Below are 17,397 nucleotides of genomic sequence, written 5' to 3' on the forward strand. Positions count from 1 at the left end.
ATAAAAATCCCCGCCCTTTTCGGAGCGGGGATCGGTCACGGCAAGCCGGTTTACCAGACGTTCAGGTACTCGAGGATGCCCTCGGCGGCCTGACGACCTTCGTACACTGCACGCACCACCAGATCGGCGCCGCGGACCTGGTCGCCGCCGGCGAAGATCTTCGGATTGCTGGTCTGGTGCTTGAAGGCCTGCTTCAGCGGCGCGACGGTGCGGTTCCAGTCGTCGACCTTGATGCCGGCGCCGTCGAACCAGTTCGCCGCTTCGGCCTGGAAGCCGAAGGCGACGATGACGTGGTCGCAATCGAGCACGCGCTCGGAGCCGGCGACGACTTCGGGCTTGCGGCGGCCCTTTTCGTCCGGTGCGCCCAGCGCGGTGGTCACCAGTTGCAGGCCCAGGCTGCCATCGGCGTTCTGGATGATGCCGGTCGGCTGGCTGTTCCACTGGAACTCGACGCCTTCTTCCTTGGCGTTGGCGACTTCGCGCTTCGAACCCGGCATATTGGCTTCGTCGCGACGATAGGCGCAAATCACCGACTCGGCGCCCTGACGGATGCTGGTGCGGTTGCAGTCCATCGCGGTGTCGCCGCCGCCGAGCACGACGACGCGCTTGCCGGCCATCGACTGGTAAACCTCGCCGTCCGGCAGCGTGCCCATGCTGTTGCGGACGTTGTTGATCAGGAAGGGCAGCGCTTCGAGCACGCCCGGGAGCGCTTCGCCGTCGAAGCCGCCCTTCATGTACTTGTACGCGCCCATGCCCATGAACACCGCGTCGTAGTCGCGCAGCAGCTCGTCGATGGTGATGTCGCGGCCGATCTCGGTATTCAGGCGGAATTCGACGCCCATGCCTTCCATGATCTCGCGACGGGTCGCGACGACGTTCTTCTCGAGCTTGAACTCGGGAATGCCGAAGGTCAGCAGGCCGCCGATTTCCTCGTAGCGGTCGAACACCACCGGCTTGACGCCGTTGCGCACCAGGATGTCGGCACAGCCAAGGCCGGCCGGGCCGGCGCCGATGACGGCGACCTTCTTGTCGGTCCAGACGCGGCCCGACATATCCGGCCGCCAGCCGGCCTTGTAGGCCTCGTCGGTGATGTACTTCTCGACCGAGCCGATCGACACCGCGCCGAAGCCGCCCTGATTCAGCGTGCACGCGCCTTCGCACAAGCGGTCCTGCGGGCAGACGCGGCCGCAGATTTCCGGCAGCGAGTTGGTCTTGTGCGAGAGCTCGGCCGCTTCGAACAGCTTGCCCTCGTTGACCAGCTTCAGCCAGTCCGGGATGTAGTTGTGAACCGGGCACTCCCACTCGCAGTAGGGATTGCCGCAGGACAGGCAGCGGCCGGCCTGATCGGCCGCGTCGCCCTGGTTCAGCGCCTGATAGATTTCCTTGAACACGATCTTGCGCTTGCCGGCGGGGACTTTCTCGCCGGGGTTGCGCGCCACGTTCATGAATTGGAATACGTCGGACATGTTCGTTCCTGTTGCATCGGGTGCGGCGGGGAGAGCGATGCCCTCCCCGGCTTCATCAGTCTTTCAGCAGATCGTCGAGCTTGGCGACCTTGGGCTTGACCAGCCAGAAGTAGTCGGTCGCTTCGTCGAAGTTCGCCAGCAACTCGGCCGCCTTGCTTGATCCGGTCAGCGCAACGTGCTGGGTCAGCTTGTCGCGCAGGAAGGCCCGGACCGCGCCGTAGGCTTCGCCGTTGATCAGGTTGATGTCGATCAGCTCGTTGTTGTAGCGGTAAGCGAACTTCTCGCCACGGTCGTACACCAGCGCAAAACCACCGGTCATGCCGGCGCCGAAGTTGTAGCCGGTCTCGCCGAGCACGATCACCGCGCCGCCGGTCATGTATTCGCAGCCGTGGTCGCCCACGCCTTCGACCAGCGCTGTCGCGCCCGAGTTACGCACCGCGAAGCGCTCGCCGCCACGGCCCGCAGCGAAGAACTCGCCGCCGGTCGCGCCGTACAGGCAGGTGTTGCCGACGATGACGCCTTCGTCCGACTTGAACTCGCTACCCTTGGGCGGGTAAACGACCAGCTTGCCGCCCGACATGCCCTTGCCGGCGTAGTCGTTGGCGTCGCCGGCGACTTCAATCGTCAGGCCGCGCGCGTTCCACACGCCCAGGCTTTGACCGGCCGAGCCGTTCAGCTTGATGTGCAGGCAATCGTCTGGCAGACCGTCGGCGCCGTGCGCCTTGGCGATCTCGCCCGACAGCCGCGCACCGATCGAGCGGTTGATGTTGCGCACCGCATATTCGAAGCGCTGCGGCGTCTTCGCCTTGATGCCGGCGAGCGCGTCCTTGACCATTTCCTCGGCCAGCTCGCCCTTGTCGAACGACGGGTTGCTGTCTTCGACGCAGAAGCGCGGCTCGGTCGCCGGGATGCTGCCCTGGCTCAGCAGCACGCCCAGATTGAGCTTCTGCTGGCGCTCGGTCGCGCCGGCGGCCAAATCGAGCAGCTCGGTACGGCCGATCAGCTCTTCCATGGTGCGAATGCCCAGCTTCGCCATCCATTCGCGCGTTTCCATCGCGATGAAGGTGAAGTAGTTGACGACCATGTCCGGCAAGCCGGTGAAGTACTTCGAACGCAGCTTGATTTCCTGCGTCGCGACACCGGTCGCGCAGTTGTTCAGGTGACAGATCCGCAGGTACTTGCAGCCCAGCGCGACCATCGGGCCGGTGCCGAAGCCGAAGCTTTCGGCGCCCATCATCGCGGCCTTGATCACGTCGAGACCGGTCTTCAGCCCGCCGTCGGCCTGAACGCGGACGCGGCCGCGCAGACCGTTGGCGCGCAACACCTGCTGCGCTTCGGTCAGGCCGAGCTCGAACGGCGTGCCGGCGTACTTGACCGACGCCAGCGGCGACGCACCGGTGCCACCGTCGTAACCCGAAATCGTGATCAGGTCGGCGTAGGCCTTGGCGACGCCGGCGGCAATCGTGCCGACGCCCGGTTCGGCGACGAGCTTGACCGACACCAGTGCATCCGGATTGACCTGCTTCAGGTCGAAAATCAGCTGCGACAGGTCTTCGATCGAGTAGATGTCGTGGTGCGGCGGCGGCGAAATCAGGCTGATGCCCGGCTTCGAACAGCGCAGCTTGGCAATCAGCGGGCTGACCTTGTCACCCGGCAACTGGCCGCCTTCACCGGGCTTGGCACCCTGGGCGACCTTGATCTGCAGCACTTCGGCGTTGACCAGATAGTGCGGCGTGACGCCGAAACGGCCCGACGCGACCTGCTTGATCTTGGACATCTTCATCGTGCCGTAGCGCGATGCGTCCTCGCCGCCTTCGCCCGAGTTCGAGCGGCCGCCGAGGCGGTTCATGCCTTCGGCCAGCGCCTCGTGCGCTTCCGGACTCAAGGCGCCGAGCGACATGCCGGCCGAGTCGAAACGCTTGAGGATGGCTTCGACCGACTCGACCTCGTCGATGGCGATCGCCTTGGCGGTGTCGAGCTTCAGCGACATCAGGTCGCGCAGCATCGCTACCGGCCGGTTGTTCACCAGCTCGGCGTACTTGGTGTATTCCTTGTACTCGCCGCCCTGCACCGCCTTCTGCAGCTGCATCACCACGTCCGGGTTGTAGGCGTGGTATTCCTCGCCGAACACGTACTTGAGCAGGCCGCCCTGCGCCAGCGGGCGCATCGGGTTGAACGCGAGCTTGTTGAGCTTCTGCTGGTCGGCCTCGAAATCGGCGAAATCGGCGCCGCCGATCCGCGACACGGTGCCCTTGAGGCTGAGCTTGACGACTTCCTCGCCGATACCGACGCCTTCGAACAGCTGCGAACCGCGGTACGACGCGATCGTCGAGATCCCCATCTTCGACAGGATCTTCAGCAGGCCCTTGTTGATGCCCTTGCGGAAGTTGTTGGTCGCCTTGGTCAGCGGGCCGTCGACCTGGCCGAGTTCGACCAGCTCGATGATGGTCTGGTAGGCCAGATACGGGAACACCGCGGTCGCGCCGTAGCCGAGCAGGCAGGCGAAGTGGTGCGGATCGCGCGCGGTGGCGGTCTCGACGATGATGTTGGACTTGCAGCGCAGGCCGGCTTCGACCAGCGCGTGGTTGACCGCGCCGGTGGCGAACAGCGCCGGAATCGGCAGCCGGCCCTTGGCGATGTTTTTGTCCGACAGCACGACAATGACGGTGCCGTCGTCCGCCACGCTCTTGAGCACGGCAGCCTGCAGCGCTTCGATCGCGGCCTTCAGAGTGGTTTCACCGGCGACATAGCTGATGTCGAAGGTGGCCGACTTGTAGAACGGGTCGGTCTGGCTGGTCAGCGTGTCGAACTTGTCGCTCGAGAGTACCGGCGAGCGCACTTCGAGCCGGCGCGCGTTGTCCTCGGTTTCGACGAACAGGTTGCGTTCCGGGCCGAACACCGTATTCAGCGACATCACGATCGCTTCGCGGATCGGGTCGATCGGCGGGTTGGTCACCTGGGCGAATTGCTGGCGCAGGTAATCGAACGGCGAACGGACTTTTTCCGAGAGCACGGCCATCGGCGTATCGTCGCCCATCGAGCCGATCGCTTCGGCGCCGTCGTTGGCGAGCACGCGCACGATGGCGTCGCGTTCTTCGAACGTCAGCTGGAACTGTTTCTGGAACGTCAGCCGCGTCGCGGCGTCCATCGCCGGCAGCACACCCTTGTCGTCGGCGATTTCAAGCTGCTGCGCATGCTGCTTGATCCACTTGCGGTAGGGCTTGGCAGCCTTGAGGCGGTTGTCAATCGTTTCGGTATCGAGGAACTCGCCGGTCGCGAGGTCGACGGCGACGATCTGGCCCGGCTTGACCCGGCCCTTCTTGACGACATCCTCGGGCTTGTAATCCCACACGCCGATTTCCGACGCAATGGTCAGGTGACGGTCCTTGGTGATCACATAGCGCGCCGGGCGCAGGCCATTGCGGTCGAGCGCGCAACCGGCGTAGCGGCCGTCGGTCCAGACCAGACCGGCCGGGCCGTCCCACGGCTCCATGTGCATCGAGTTGTATTCGTAGAACGCGCGCAGATCGCGGTCGTTCGAGTCGACGTTCTGCCATGCCGGCGGCACCAGCATCCGGAAGGCGCGGAAGATATCCAGGCCGCCCATCATCAGGCCTTCGAGCATATTGTCGAGGCTCATCGAGTCCGAACCGTTGGTCTGGACAATCGGCCGCACCGCGTCCATGTCCAGATGTTCGGAATCCATGATCGCTTCGCGCGCCTTCGCCCACAGGCGGTTGCCGGCCAGCGTGTTGATTTCGCCGTTGTGCGCAAGGAAGCGGAACGGCTGTGCCAGCTTCCACTGCGGCCAGGTATTGGTCGAGAAGCGCTGGTGGTAAACCGCCAGCGATGACTCGAAGCGCTCGTCCTTCAGGTCGAGGTAGAACACCGGCAGGTTGTCCGGCGTCACCAGGCCCTTGTACGACAGCACGTGCGGATTCAGCGTCGGGATGTAGAACGATGCGTCGGCGGCATTGGCCTTCTCGGCCTGACGGCGCGCCTGGTAGAGCTTGCGCTCGAAGACCTTGGCGTCGAGTCCTTCGGGCGCGTTGACGAAGACTTGCTTGATCGCGGGCAAGGTCCGCAGCGCATATTCGCCGCAGGCCTCGACATTGACCGGCACGGTCCGGAAGCCAGCGACAATCAGGCCTTGTGCTTCGAGTGCGTTGCGCAGATTCAACAGCGAGGCGTCGCCGTCAGCGGCATCATTGGCGTGAAACACAATACCGGCAGCATACTGCTCGCCAAGGGTCAGGCCGATTTCAGCGGCGACGGTGCGCAGGAAACCGTCCGGCTTGCGGAACAGCAGGCCGCAACCGTCACCCGATTTGCCATCGGCAGCAACGGCACCGCGGTGGGTCAGACAGGCCAGCGAAGAGATCGCAGTCTGCACCAGCCAGTGGCTGGGCTTGTCGTCCATCTGGGCGATCAGACCGAAACCGCAACTATCCTGCTCGAATTGAGGATGGTAGAGGGTACCCCCCAACCAGCTTTGTCTATCCATGACACTACCCTTGAGTAAGCCGCACAACACAAGCGAAAAGGCGTCAATTTTAATCAGGGATTAGGGTTAACCACAACTTGGACGAATAGACGGTGGAATTTGCTGCGCAGTCGTCGCGCAATCTTTCGGTAATTCTTCCTTGCGGCATAAAATTATTACTCAATCAGTAATTAATCACCTCAGCATGGCGTAATCAAATCCCAATAAAAAACCCCGCATCTGCGGGGTTTTTTATTGGGGGGCGCAGCCTTAACGCGGCAACAGCGAACTGCCCATCAGGAAGGCATCGACCTCGCGCGCGGCCTGGCGGCCCTCGCGGATCGCCCACACCACCAGCGACTGGCCACGGCGGACGTCGCCGGCGGCGAAGACCTTGGCGACATTGGTCGCGTAGCAACCTGCGCCATCGGTCGTCGCCTTGGCATTGCCGCGCGGGTCGCGCTCGACGCCGAAGCCTTCGACGAGGGTCGCCACCGGATTGGTGAAGCCCATCGCCAGGAAAACCAGATCGGCCTTGATCTCGAATTCGCTGCCGGCGACTTCGACCAGTTTGCCGTCCTGCCATTCGACGCGGACGGCCTTGATCGCGGTGAGCTTGCCGTTGTCGCCGATGAATTCCTTGGTCATCACGGCGAAATCGCGCGCGACGCCTTCTTCGTGGCTCGACGAGGTACGCAATTTGAGCGGCCAGTACGGCCAGGTCAGCGCCTTGTTTTCCTGCTCGGGCGGCATCGGCATCACCTCAAGCTGCGTCACCGCAGCCGCGCCGTGGCGGTTCGAGGTGCCGACGCAGTCCGAACCGGTATCGCCGCCGCCGATGACGACGACGTGTTTGCCGGTCGCCGAAATCGGGTTGGCGCCATCGCCGGCGACGGTCTTGTTCTGCGGGATCAGGAATTCGAGCGCGTAATGCACGCCGGCGAGTTCACGCCCCGGCACCGGCAGATCGCGCGGCACTTCGGCGCCACCGGCAAGGATCACCGCGTCGAACTCCGCCTTGAGCTGATCCGGCGTCACGACGGTCTTGGCGTCGTTGATGATGCCGGCCGGCAGCTTGCCGTCGATCGAGACGATGGTCGACGTACGGAAGCTCACGCCTTCGGCCTCGAGCTGACCCATCCGGCGGTCGATCACGTTCTTGTCGAGCTTGAAGTCCGGAATGCCGTAGCGCAGCAGGCCACCGACGCGGTCGTTCTTTTCGAACACGGTGACGGCATGGCCGGCACGCGCCAGTTGCTGCGCGGCAGCCAGGCCGGCCGGGCCCGAACCGACGACGGCGACGGTCTTGCCGGTTTTCACCGCGGCGATCTGCGGCTTGATCCAGCCCTCTTCCCAGCCCTTGTCGACGATATAACGCTCGATCGACTTGATGCCGACCGGGTCGTCGTTAATGCCCAGCGTACAAGCGGATTCGCACGGCGCCGGACAGATGCGGCCGGTGAACTCGGGGAAGTTGTTGGTCGAGTGCAGCACGCTCAGCGCGTCCTGCCAGTTGCCGCGGAACACGAGGTCATTCCAGTCCGGAATGACGTTGTTGACCGGGCAGCCGTTGTTGCAGAAAGGAATGCCGCAATCCATGCAGCGCGCGCCCTGCGTCTTCGCCGCGTCGTCGACCAGACGTGCGACGAATTCGCGGTAGTGCGTCACCCGCTCGGCGACCGGCGCGTAGCTTTCCGAGACGCGCTCGAACTCGAGAAACCCTGTGGGCTTGCCCATTTATGCAACCTCCTTCTGCTGCTCAGCCTTCGCGGCGGCGATCTCTTTCAGCGCGCGGCGGTATTCGTTCGGATAGACCTTGATGAAGCGCGCACGGTTGGCGGACCAGTCGGCCAGGATGGCCTTGGCGCGCGTGCTGCCGGTCAAGGCGGCGTGGCGTTCGATCAGCGATTTGAGCTGCACTTCGTCGGCCAGATCGCGGTGACGCGGCTCGTCGCTCGCTTGCTGATCAGACGGCAAGACCGCTTCGAGCGCGACCTGCGCCATATTGCAGCGATCGGCAAACGCGCCATCCTCGTCGAAAACGTAGGCGATGCCGCCCGACATGCCGGCGGCGAAGTTGCGGCCGGTGTTGCCGAGCACGACGACGGTGCCGCCGGTCATGTATTCGCAACCGTGGTCGCCAACGCCCTCGACCACGGCGGTCGCACCCGAATTGCGCACGGCGAAACGTTCGCCACCGACACCGGCGAGGAAGGCCTCGCCATCGGTCGCACCGTAAAGCACCGTGTTGCCGACGATGATGTTGGCCGCGGTATCGCAATCGAAACCGGCCGCCGGACGCACGATGATGCGGCCGCCCGACAGGCCCTTGCCGACGTAGTCGTTGCCTTCGCCGACGAGATCAAAGGTGACGCCCTTGGCGAGGAAAGCGGCGAAGCTCTGGCCGGCGGTGCCGTTCAGACGCACCTTGATGGTGTCGTCCGGCAGGCCGGCGTTGCCGTAACGGCGCGCAACTTCACCCGACAGCATCGCGCCGACGGTCCGGTTGACGTTGATGATGGCCGTTTCGATCGCCACCTTGGCGCCGGTCTCGAGCGCGGTTTGCGCCTTGGCGACCAGCACATTGTCGAGCGACTTCTCGAGGCCGTGATCCTGCACGTCGACGTGCAGACGCGGCTCGGCGGCGTCGACCTTGGGCAGGTGGAAGACCTTGCTGAAGTCGAGGCCCTGCGCCTTCCAGTGTTCGATGCCGGCACGCTTGTCGAGTAGATCGGCACGGCCGATCAGATCGTCAAAACGACGCACGCCGAGGCTGGCCATCAGTTCGCGCACTTCCTCGGCGACGAAGAAGAAGTAGTTGACCACGTGCTCGGGCTGACCGGTAAAGCGCTGGCGCAGCACCGGATCCTGCGTCGCGACACCGACCGGGCAGGTATTCAGGTGGCATTTACGCATCATGATGCAGCCTTCGACGACCAGCGGCGCGGTCGCGAAGCCGAACTCGTCGGCGCCGAGCAGCGCGCCGATGACGACGTCACGGCCGGTCTTCATCTGGCCGTCGACCTGGACGCGGACGCGGCCGCGCAGACGGTTCAGCACCAGCGTCTGCTGGGTTTCGGCCAGGCCGAGTTCCCACGACGAGCCGGCGTGCTTGATCGACGATTGCGGGCTGGCACCGGTGCCGCCGTCATGGCCGGCGATCACCAGGTGGTCGGCCTTGGCCTTGGTCACGCCGGCGGCAACGGTGCCGACGCCGACTTCCGAGACGAGCTTGACCGAGATCGACGCCTGGGCGTTGACGTTCTTCAAGTCGTGGATCAGCTGAGCCAAGTCTTCGATCGAATAGATGTCGTGATGCGGCGGCGGCGAAATCAGCCCGACGCCCGGCACCGAGTGACGCAGGAAGCCGATGTATTCGGACACCTTGTGGCCCGGCAACTGGCCGCCTTCGCCCGGCTTGGCGCCCTGCGCCATCTTGATCTGGATCTGGTCGGCGTTGACGAGGTATTCGGCGGTGACGCCGAATCGGCCCGACGCGACCTGCTTGATCGCCGAGCGCAGGCTGTCGCCTTCCTTGAAGGTGTAGTCGCGCTCGATCCGGGTCTTGCCGATCACTTCGGACAGCGTCTGGCCGGCCTTGAGCGGGATGAAGCGCTTGGCGTCTTCACCGCCTTCGCCGGTGTTGCTCTTGCCGCCGATGCGGTTCATCGCCAGCGCCAGCGTGCTGTGCGCTTCGGTCGAGATCGAGCCGAGGCTCATCGCGCCGGTGGCGAAACGCTTGACGATGTCCTTGGCCGATTCGACTTCGGCCAGCGGCACCGGCTCGCCGACCGGCTTGATCTCGAACAGGCCGCGCAGCGTCAGGTGGCGCTTGGTCTGATCGTTGATCAGCGCGGCGTATTCCTTGTAGGTCGAGTACTGGTTCGAGCGCGTCGCGTGCTGCAGCTTGGCGATCGAATCCGGCGTCCACAGGTGGTCTTCGCCACGGGTGCGGAAGGCATAGTCGCCGCCGGCATCGAGCGCATCGGCGAGGACCGGGTCGGTCGAGAACGCCGCCGTGTGCAATTTGAGCGCTTCCTCGGCGACTTCGAACAGGCCGATGCCTTCGACGTTCGAGCTGGTGCCGGTGAAGTACTTGTCGACCAGCGCCTTCTGCAGGCCGACGGCCTCGAAAATCTGCGCGCCGGTGTACGACATATAGGTCGAGATGCCCATCTTGGACATCACCTTCATCAGGCCCTTGCCGATCGCCTTGACGAAGTGCTTCTGGTACTTGGCCGACAGCTCGGCATCACCGCCGGCGAAATCGGCCAGCGTCGCCATCGCCAGATACGGGTGAACCGCTTCGGCGCCGAAGCCGCCGAGCAGGGCGAAGTGGTGCGTTTCACGCGCCGAACCGGTCTCGACAACGAGGCCGGTGCTGGTGCGCAGGCCCTTCTGCACCAGATGCTGGTGGACGCTCGAGGTCGCCAGCAGCGCCGGAATCGCGACATGCTTCGCGTCGAGCTTGCGGTCCGAAACGATCAGGATGTTGGCGCCGCCCTTGACCGCGTCCTCGGCCTCGGCCGCCAGCGAGGCCAGACGGGCCTCGATGCCTTCCTTGCCCCATGCCGACGGGTAACAGATGTTCAGCTCGTGCGAACGGAACTTGCCACCGGTGTAACGCTCGATGTGGCGGATCTTCTCGATCTCGGCGGCCGACAGCACCGGCTGCGACACTTCGAGACGGATCGGCGGATTGATGTCGGCCGGGTTCAGCAGGTTCGGCTTCGGGCCGATGAACGACACCAGCGACATCACCAGATCCTCGCGGATCGGGTCGATCGGCGGGTTGGTCACCTGGGCGAACAGCTGGCGGAAATAGTTGTACAGCGGCTTGGCCTTGCCCGAGAGCACGGTCAGCGCCGAATCGTTGCCCATCGAGCCAGTGGCTTCTTCACCGTTTTCGGCCATCGGCTTGAGGATGACCTTGATGTCCTCCTGCGTGTAGCCGAACGCCTGCTGACAGTCGAGCAGGCTGCTACAGGGCGACTTCGGCATCTCGGTCGCGTCCTGCACTTCGTCGAGCTTGATGCGGATCTTGTCGACCCATTCGCGGTACGGCTTGGCGTTGGACAGGCCGTCCTTGATTTCCTTGTCGTCGATGATGCGGCCCTGTTCCAGATCGATCAGGAACATCTTGCCCGGCTGCAGACGCCACTTCTTGGCGATGCGCTCGTCGGCAATCGGCAGCACGCCCGATTCGGACGCCATGACGACAAGGTCGTCCTTGGTGACGAGATAGCGCGCCGGACGCAGGCCGTTACGGTCGAGCGTCGCGCCGATCTGGCGGCCGTCGGTGAACGCCACGGCGGCCGGGCCGTCCCACGGCTCCATCATCGCGGCGTGGTATTCGTAGAAACCGCGGCGGTTTTCGTCCATCAGCGTGTGCTTTTCCCACGCTTCCGGAATCATCATCATCACCGCTTGCGCCAGCGTGTAACCGCCCATCACCAGCAGTTCGAGCGCGTTGTCGAACGAGGCCGAGTCGGACTGCCCCGGGTAGATCAGCGGCCAGACCTTGGAGAGGCTGTTGCCGAGCACCGGCGAGCTGATCGCGCCTTCGCGCGCGCGAATCCAGTTGACGTTGCCGCGCACGGTGTTGATTTCACCGTTGTGCGCGATCATCCGGAACGGATGCGCCAGATCCCAGGTCGGGAAAGTATTGGTCGAGAAACGCTGGTGCACGAGCGCCAGTGCCGAGACACAGCGGGCGTCGGCGAGGTCGTGGTAATAGATACCGACCTGATCGGCGAGCAACAGGCCCTTGTAGTTGACGGTGCGCGCCGAGAACGACGGCACGTAGAACTCGTGGCCGTGGGTCAGCTTGAGCCGGCGGATCGCGTGGCTAGCGTCCTTGCGGATCACGTAGAGCTTGCGTTCGAGCGCGTCGGTGACGAGCACGTCCGGGCCGCGACCGATGAAGATCTGCCGGATCACCGGCTCCTTGGCCTTCACCGCCGGCGACATCGGCATCGTCGCGTTGACCGGCACGTCGCGCCAGCCGAGCACGACCTGGCCTTCGGCGCGCGTGGCGCGCTCGATTTCTTCCTGACAGGCGGCGCGCGAGGCGGCTTCCTGCGGCAGGAACACCATGCCGACACCGTACTCGCCGACCGGCGGCAGGCGCACGCCCTGACGGCCCATTTCTTCGCGATACAGCGCGTCCGGAATCTGGATCAGGATGCCCGCGCCGTCACCGGCGAGCGCATCGGCGCCAACGGCACCGCGATGGTCGAGGTTCTTCAGGATCAGCAAACCCTGCTCGACGATCGAATGACTCTTCTGTCCCTTCACATGGGCGATAAAGCCGACGCCACAGGCGTCGTGTTCATTGGCAGGGTCGTACAGTCCCTGCTGTTCGGGCATTGCCGGGTCCATCACGCTCGTTTCCTTTCCAGCGCACGCTGGCCTAATGCGATAAATGCATGCAATAAAAAATCGCGAAAAAAAAGCCGGCCACAGGCCAGCTTTTCGAGGTGTTCGGGCAGTTTGCGATTGGCCGGGTCTTGTGGACCGGCGCGGCGCGCAAATCGGCTTGAACCGACAGCTGCACATTCCGCAAGGGCAAAGGCTGCACCAACCACAAACCGGTACTATTTGGCTTGGTCGGATGATCGAGTGTGCCAGAAAAATTCGGCGCTGCATTGTTTGAAACGCAAAAAACTTGCGTAGGACGTCGGCATCGGACTACATCTTGCCGGCATCGGCAGCCAATCTCCGCTGATATGCGCCCAAAGTGTCAGCATCGAAAGCAACAAAGTGCACAAAAAGTGTCACTTTCGACCGCTCTGCGCACACCGTCGTCACGGCAATATCGACCGCTTCGGTCAGCGGATAACCGTAGGCACCGCAACTGATCGCCGGGAACGCGATGCTGGTGATGCCATGGGCTGCCGCCAGCCTCAGGCTCTCGCGATAGCACGACGCCAGCAGCCCGGCCTCGCCATGAGCGCCGCCACGCCAGACCGGGCCGACGGTATGGATCACATGCCTCGCCGGCAGGTCGTAGCCACCGGTAATCCTTGCCTGCCCGGTCGGGCAACCACCCAGCGTCCGGCATTCGGCCAGCAGCCCCGGGCCAGCGGCGCGGTGGATCGCGCCGTCGACGCCACCGCCGCCGAGCAGTGATTCGTTCGCTGCGTTGACGATGGCGTCGACAGCCAGTGTGGTGATGTCGCCCGGCGTGATCAGCGTGCTGCCCATGCTGCGCCCCCGATTCAGGCCGATACGGCCTGCGGTTTGCGCCACCACGCCCACGCGGCGACGACGGCGATCGCCAGCGCCGACCAGCGCGCGCCGGAAATGAAGAAAGGCACGAAGACCGCCGTTCCCAGCAGTGCCGCCAGCGCCCGGCGCCGCGTCGGCGCATCGGGAAAGTGCCGCCATGCGGCCCAGAAGGTGAACAGGTAGACCAGCAGGAAATTGAGGTCGGCCAGATGGATGATCGCCGTTTCATTGTGCCCCGACAGCCGCAGGCCGCTGAGCACCAGCGCATACAGCCCGGCGAGCAGCCACAGCGCCGGCACCGGCGTTTCACCGCGTCCTTCGGTGCGCGCCAGCCAAGCCGGCAGGCCGCCGTCGCGCGCGGTCGCCGACATCAGCCGCCCGGCGGCGAGCACCCAGACATTGCTGGTGACGAACAGCAGCACGCCGCCGATCAGGTCGGCCGCCAGCCCCGCACGCGGACCGACGCTGCGTGCCAGCAGATCGCTGATCACCGCATACTGGCCGGCGATGTCGCTGGCCGGTACGACCAGCGCGTAGACGATGGCGATGCCGAGATAGAGTCCGCCGACGGCGATCAGCGCCAGCCGGATCGCACGCGGGAACGTCGTTTCCGGCGTTCTCACCTGCGTCGCGACGGTCGAGACGTTTTCCCAGCCGAGGAAGGAAAAAAAACACACCGATGCGGCAAGACCGACCGCCCAAAACCCGTTCGGTGCAAACGGCATCAGGTTGGCCGGGTCCGATGCCGGCAGGGCGAGCACCAGCACGCCGATCAGCACGATCACCAGCAAGGAGAGCATCGCCGTCTGCGCCCGGCTGCCGAAACGCAGGCCGCCAAGATTGAACGCGACATTGCCCCACATCACCGCGATCGCCGTCAGCGTCAGCCCCCATGGGCTTTCGATGCCGAGCGCGTGGCAGAAGTAGCGCGCCGCCGCGAGGCCGACGACCGGGTTGCCGAGTATCATCGTGCCGAGCAGCAGCAAGGCGGCGATCCGCGCCATCACCGGCGGAAAGCACACGCCGAGGAAACGGACGATGCCGCTGCTGTCCGGATACGCGACCGAAATCCGTGCGAACACCAGCGCCACCGGATACGACAGCGCAACCAGCGCCAGCCACGCCAGCAGCGCCGCCGGGCCGGCGATTTCGGCCGCCATCGCAGGAATCACCAGAATGCCCGACCCGACCAGCGACGAGACGTAGTAGGCGGTCAGGTGGCGCGTGCTCAGCAGCGACATCTCAGGCCTCGGCCAGCCAGTCGCGGATCGGCAGGAAATCGGTCAGCAGGCGTTCTTCCTCCGAGTCGTTTGGCGGCTGCCAGTCATAGCGCCACTGGGCCGACGGCGGCATCGAACAAAGAATGGATTCGGTCCGGCCGCCCGATTGCAGGCCGAACAGCGTGCCGCGGTCCCAGACCAGATTGAATTCGACGTAGCGGCCACGCCGGTAACCTTGCCAGTCGCGCTCGCGCTCGCCCCAGGCCAGCTCGCGGCGGCGTTCGACGATGGTCGTGTACGCCGGCAGGAAAGCATCGCCAACGGCACGGATCATGGCGAAACCACCGTCGAAACCGAGTTCGGTCAGATCGTCGAAGAAAATGCCGCCGATACCGCGCGCCTCGTTGCGATGCTTGAGGAAGAAATAGCGGTCGCACCAGGCCTTGAACTTCGGGTAGTAGGCCTGACCGAATGGCGCCAGCGCATCACGACAGGTCGCGTGGAAATGGACCGCGTCCTCCTCGAAGCCGTAATACGGCGTCAAATCCATGCCGCCGCCGAACCAGAACACGTCATCGACGCCGTCCGCGTAGGCGCGGAAAAAGCGCACGTTCAGGTGTACGGTCGGAACGTACGGGTTCTTCGGGTGCAGTACCAGCGACACGCCCATCGCCTCCCAGCTGCGGCCGGCCAGCTCGGGCCGGTGCGCGGTGGCCGACCCTGGCATCGCGTCGCCGAGCACATGCGAGAACAGCACGCCGCCGCGTTCGAACAAGGCCGAATCCTCGATCACCCGGCTGACACCACCACCACCGGCCGGGCGCTCCCAGCGGTCGGCGATGAAGGTGCCGCCGTCATAGGCCTCCAGCGTGGCGACGATGTTCTGCTGCAAGGAGAGCAGGTAATCCTTGACGGCGATCGGGTTCATGCGGGGTTCCGGCAATGAATGGCAATGGGCGGAATGATACGCCTGTGTCGCGATGCGATCCCGTGTCAGCGCCATGCCAAACGGCCCGGTACACGGGCCGTTTGGCATGGCAAGCGGAACCCGCCTTAGTCGGTGAATGAGCCAAAGCAGTTTGTTCTCGCCCGAGGCACAGGAACCACAATGGCATGAAGTCCATGAGGGCCCCGAAGGTCGTCCCCTTGCGGGGTTTCTGAGCATCGGACGGGGACACGCAGGCACATTCGCCTGATGAGGCTGAGTTCAGTGCTGGTGCATCCCCTCGGCCTTGGCGCCCATCGCCTCGACCTTGATGTCGACCTTGACGCTGCCGGCGCGCTTGAACTTCAGCGTCAGCGGAAACTTGTCGCCCTCTTTCAACGGCGCCGCCAGCTTGAACAGCATCACATGGTAGCCGCCGGGCTTGAGTTCGGTTTCGCCCTTGGCCGGGATGTCGACCGCGGTGACGGCATTCATTTTCATCACGCCGTTTTCGAGCTTCATCTGGTGCAGCTCGGCCGTTGCCGCAGCGGCGGTTTCTACGCCGACAAGCTGGTCGGCCGTATCGCCGTTGTTCTTCACCAGCAGGAACACCCCGCCGCTCTGCGCGCCGGGCGGCGTCGCACGCGCCCACGGATGATGGATGAACAGATCGCCGGCCTTGTATTCGTGGGCATTGGCGGTCAGCGACAGCGCGGCCAGCACGAGGCCGCCGCAAAACATGCGAAAGGAAATCATCGGTGATCCTGTGTAGTCAGAGGGAAAGCGTCCGGCACATCGCCCTCCCCGGCGGATCGCGTGCCCGGCTTGCCGGCGCTGCGGTACCGCAGCCCGGCCGGCCCACGGTGGCAATCTCGATCGCCGGCAGCGGATCTGCTACGAGCACCGGCTGCGCGGCCGGCAAGGACACCATCACGCAGCACGAGGCATCGTGGCAATCGGCAATGACACCCGCAGGCACGCTGCCGGCCGCCGAGCACAGCGTCGGCGTCGCCGCGTGCACCAGCGGCAGGCCACGGCCGGCCAGCGCGAGACAAAGCAGCAGCAAAGGCAGCAGGTGGACGCGCATCAATACCCGATGAGCATAAAGATGGCCGGATTGTACGGGCGAGCGCCGGCAACAAAAAGGCCAGACGGATCGCCTGGCCTTGGTGCATGCATCGCACAGCGTGCTCATATCAGATATCGATAATATTCAAGTACATTGCAAGGTCGATGACCGTACCGTTCGTCACCGCCCAAATGCAAAGGCCACCCGAAGGTGGCCCGATTCAACGCCAGCGATGGCCTTACGCCATCTGCGTCGGCGTTGCGTGCTTGACGTTGACGATGCGGTTGGCCTCGTTGACGAAGACCAGTGCCGGCGAATGCTGCTTCAGCTCGGCTTCTTCATAGCGGGCAAAGGTCGCAATGATCAAGAGATCGCCGACCTGAGCATGGCGCGCCGCCGAACCATTCACCGAGATGATGCCCGAGCCGCGCGCGGCCTTGATCGCGTACGTCGCCAGACGCGCACCGTTGGTGACGTTCCAGATCTCGATTTCTTCGTATTCAAGGATGTTTGCCGCTTCCAGCAGATCCTCGTCGATGGCACACGAACCCTCGTAATTGAGTTCCGAGTGCGTCGTCGTGACGCGGTGGATCTTGGATTTGAGCATCGAACGTTGCATGGCGAACCTCGGCCTGACCGAAACAGGTGTACAGGGTCGGGGATTATAAACCTCGCCTACAACAATCCAAACGGTATTTTCGCCGAGTGGACGGTTTAAAGCGCAATCCCGCACCACAACGTCCCTGGCCGTCGCCAATCTCGCCGCCCCCGAAAAAAAAACCGGGCACAAGGCCCGGCCAACGAGTGCTCTGACGTTCTGACGATTCGCGAGGAAGCGGTACTGGGTGTCGTGGTCGCGGTTTTTGCCACGACGCGGATCAAGACCGGCAACAAGCGAAAGCTGGCGATTTTTGCCGCAAAACAAAAGAAAGACAACAGTCAGACAATCTTAAATATCATCAAAACAACATATTCTAATAAATAGCCGTTTTGGCAATGGGGGA

The 17,397-nt window shown here is 64.1% G+C and carries 10 protein-coding genes; all 10 read right to left on the reverse strand.

What is annotated here, in order from left to right; all coding sequences use genetic code 11:
* Window positions 1–50: 50 nt before the first annotated feature.
* Complete coding sequence (locus R0382_RS02540) at window positions 51–1,466, reverse strand: FAD-dependent oxidoreductase (protein ID WP_432722027.1); 1,416 nt, start codon at window positions 1,464–1,466, stop codon at window positions 51–53.
* Between the two features lie 55 nt (window positions 1,467–1,521).
* Window positions 1,522–5,970, reverse strand: a complete 4,449-nt coding sequence (gene gltB, locus R0382_RS02545) for a glutamate synthase large subunit (RefSeq protein ID WP_432722029.1) — start codon at window positions 5,968–5,970, stop codon at window positions 1,522–1,524.
* Window positions 5,971–6,219: 249 nt separating this feature from the next.
* On the reverse strand, window positions 6,220–7,686 hold the full coding sequence (locus R0382_RS02550; RefSeq protein ID WP_432722031.1) for a glutamate synthase subunit beta: 1,467 nt from the start codon (window positions 7,684–7,686) through the stop codon (window positions 6,220–6,222).
* Window positions 7,687–12,318, reverse strand: coding sequence for a glutamate synthase large subunit (gene gltB / locus R0382_RS02555; protein ID WP_432722033.1), 4,632 nt, complete (start codon window positions 12,316–12,318; stop codon window positions 7,687–7,689).
* Window positions 12,319–12,639: 321 nt separating this feature from the next.
* Window positions 12,640–13,155, reverse strand: coding sequence for an O-acetyl-ADP-ribose deacetylase (locus R0382_RS02560; RefSeq protein ID WP_432722035.1), 516 nt, complete (start codon window positions 13,153–13,155; stop codon window positions 12,640–12,642).
* A 14-nt stretch (window positions 13,156–13,169) separates the two neighbouring features.
* Window positions 13,170–14,420, reverse strand: a complete 1,251-nt coding sequence (locus R0382_RS02565; RefSeq protein WP_432722037.1) for an APC family permease — start codon at window positions 14,418–14,420, stop codon at window positions 13,170–13,172.
* A gap of 1 nt (window position 14,421) precedes the next feature.
* Window positions 14,422–15,327, reverse strand: coding sequence for an oxygen-dependent coproporphyrinogen oxidase (hemF, locus tag R0382_RS02570; protein WP_432722039.1), 906 nt, complete (start codon window positions 15,325–15,327; stop codon window positions 14,422–14,424).
* Window positions 15,328–15,606: 279 nt separating this feature from the next.
* On the reverse strand, window positions 15,607–16,080 hold the full coding sequence (locus R0382_RS02575; RefSeq protein ID WP_432722041.1) for a copper chaperone PCu(A)C: 474 nt from the start codon (window positions 16,078–16,080) through the stop codon (window positions 15,607–15,609).
* 16 nt (window positions 16,081–16,096) lie between these two features.
* Window positions 16,097–16,411 carry a hypothetical protein gene (locus R0382_RS02580; RefSeq protein ID WP_432722043.1) on the reverse strand — a complete coding sequence of 105 codons (315 nt, stop codon included), beginning with the start codon at window positions 16,409–16,411 and terminating at the stop codon, window positions 16,097–16,099.
* 220 nt (window positions 16,412–16,631) lie between these two features.
* Window positions 16,632–17,012, reverse strand: coding sequence for an aspartate 1-decarboxylase (gene panD / locus R0382_RS02585; RefSeq protein ID WP_432722045.1), 381 nt, complete (start codon window positions 17,010–17,012; stop codon window positions 16,632–16,634).
* Between the last annotated feature and the right edge of the window lie 385 nt (window positions 17,013–17,397).

Source organism: Jeongeupia wiesaeckerbachi (genome assembly GCF_050916355.1).
Lineage (GTDB): Bacteria > Pseudomonadota > Gammaproteobacteria > Burkholderiales > Chitinibacteraceae > Jeongeupia > Jeongeupia wiesaeckerbachi.

What these genes read in the sequence shown, in the direction of transcription:
- R0382_RS02540 (WP_432722027.1), bottom strand. Translation starts at nt 1,466, where the DNA reads ATGTCCGACGTATTCCAATTCATGAACGTGGCGCGCAACCCCGGCGAG.
- gltB (WP_432722029.1), bottom strand. Translation starts at nt 5,970, where the DNA reads ATGGATAGACAAAGCTGGTTGGGGGGTACCCTCTACCATCCTCAATTC.
- R0382_RS02550 (WP_432722031.1), bottom strand. Translation starts at nt 7,686, where the DNA reads ATGGGCAAGCCCACAGGGTTTCTCGAGTTCGAGCGCGTCTCGGAAAGC.
- gltB (WP_432722033.1), bottom strand. Translation starts at nt 12,318, where the DNA reads ATGCCCGAACAGCAGGGACTGTACGACCCTGCCAATGAACACGACGCC.
- R0382_RS02560 (WP_432722035.1), bottom strand. Translation starts at nt 13,155, where the DNA reads ATGGGCAGCACGCTGATCACGCCGGGCGACATCACCACACTGGCTGTC.
- R0382_RS02565 (WP_432722037.1), bottom strand. Translation starts at nt 14,420, where the DNA reads ATGTCGCTGCTGAGCACGCGCCACCTGACCGCCTACTACGTCTCGTCG.
- hemF (WP_432722039.1), bottom strand. Translation starts at nt 15,327, where the DNA reads ATGAACCCGATCGCCGTCAAGGATTACCTGCTCTCCTTGCAGCAGAAC.
- R0382_RS02575 (WP_432722041.1), bottom strand. Translation starts at nt 16,080, where the DNA reads ATGATTTCCTTTCGCATGTTTTGCGGCGGCCTCGTGCTGGCCGCGCTG.
- R0382_RS02580 (WP_432722043.1), bottom strand. Translation starts at nt 16,411, where the DNA reads ATGCGCGTCCACCTGCTGCCTTTGCTGCTGCTTTGTCTCGCGCTGGCC.
- panD (WP_432722045.1), bottom strand. Translation starts at nt 17,012, where the DNA reads ATGCAACGTTCGATGCTCAAATCCAAGATCCACCGCGTCACGACGACG.